Here is a 1,565-nt window from a genome sequence, read left to right as displayed (position 1 = left end):
GAGGAGTACGGGTCGGCCCGCTGGGGCACCGAAAAAGACATCAAGCCCTTTGTCGATCCGAAGTTTGAGAACAACATCATTTTGACAAAGACGGAGTTTCTCACCATGAACACCCGGCCCAAAAATCCCGCCAACGCCCGCAACCTCAACGCCTGCATCATTGGCTCGTCCGGGTCAGGCAAAACCCGCTTCTGGCTCACGCCCCAGCTACTCCAGGCGCATAGCTCCTATGTGTGCGTCGATCCAAAAGGCGGGGTGCTCTCCCAGGTGGGTGCTTTTCTGCAACGCCGGGGCTATCAGGTCAAAGTGTTCAACAGCATCGACTTTTCAAAATCCATGCACTACAATCCGCTGTCCTACATCCACAACGAGGCGGACATCCTCAAATTCGTGGACACCCTCATAGCCAACACCAAAGGCGAGGGCAAGGAGGGCGATCCATTTTGGACGAAGGCGGAAACGCTTTTGTACTGTGCCCTGATTGCCTATATCATTTTCGAGGCACCCGCCGAGGATCGGAACATCAATACCCTGGTGGATATGATTTCCGGCATGGACGTGAAAGAGGATGACGAGTCCTATATGAACGCGGTGGACTATATGTTTAAGGGCCTGGAAAGGCGCAAGCCGGATTGCTTTGCCGTAAAGCAGTACAAAAAATACAAATTAGCCAGCGGCAAAACGGCCAAGTCGATCCTTATTTCCTGCGGCTCCCGGCTTGCCCCCTTTGACATCCCCCAGCTCCGGGAGATCATGAGCTATGACGAGCTGGAGCTTGACCGCATCGGGGATCGGAAAACGGCGGTTTTCTTCACCATTTCCGACACCACCCCGACTTATAACTTCATTGTGGCCCTGGCCTTTTCGCAGATGTTCAATCTTCTGTGCGAACGGGCGGACAATGTTCACGGGGGCCGCCTGCCCCATCATGTGCGGGTGCTGTGGGACGAGGCGGCCAACACGGGGCAGGTGCCCTCCTTGGAGAAGCTGGTGGCTGTGATCCGTTCCCGCGAGGTAAGCCTGTGCCTGTTCTATCAGCAGTACGCGCAGTGCAAGGCCATTTACAAAGACAACGCGGAAACGATCCTGGGAAACATGGACAGCGTGATCTTCCTGGGCGGGCGGGAAAGCTCCACTATCAAGGAAATATCGGAAAACTGGCTGGGAAAGGCCACGATCTCCATGCAGACAGAGGGCCGCTCCCGTGGGCAGTCGGAAAGCTACAACCAGAACACCCAGCGGCTGGGCCGGGAGCTGATGACCCCCAGCGAGCTGGCCACCATGCCGGGCGACAAGTGCATTTTGCAGTTACGGGGCCTGCCCCCGTTCTTTTCGTCCAAATACGATTTGAAACAACACCCGAACTACAAGTACACGGCTGAGGCCGATAAAAAGAAAAACGCCTTTGACCTGGATAAGCTCATCAACCGCCGCAGGCGGCCTGGGCTTTCCGAGGCTTGTGAGGTGTACGAGGTAGACGTATCCGAAGCGGGGCCCGTAAGCGAGGACGAGGACATCCTCAATTACGACGACGTGGACGATCCGGATGCCTATGTATAAATCAC

General features: G+C 55.8%; 1 protein-coding gene. It reads left to right on the top strand.

The window, feature by feature from the left end:
• On the top strand, positions 1 to 1,560 hold a 1,560-nt coding region (locus JX325_RS16440), incomplete at its 5' end, for a VirD4-like conjugal transfer protein, CD1115 family (RefSeq protein ID WP_204792110.1).
• Between the last annotated feature and the right edge of the window lie 5 nt (positions 1,561 to 1,565).

Source organism: Oscillibacter sp. CU971 (genome assembly GCF_905219725.1).
Classification (GTDB): domain Bacteria; phylum Bacillota; class Clostridia; order Oscillospirales; family Oscillospiraceae; genus Oscillibacter.
Note: the sequence above shows the minus strand (reverse complement) of the source record. Positions and strands in the feature narration are given on the sequence as shown.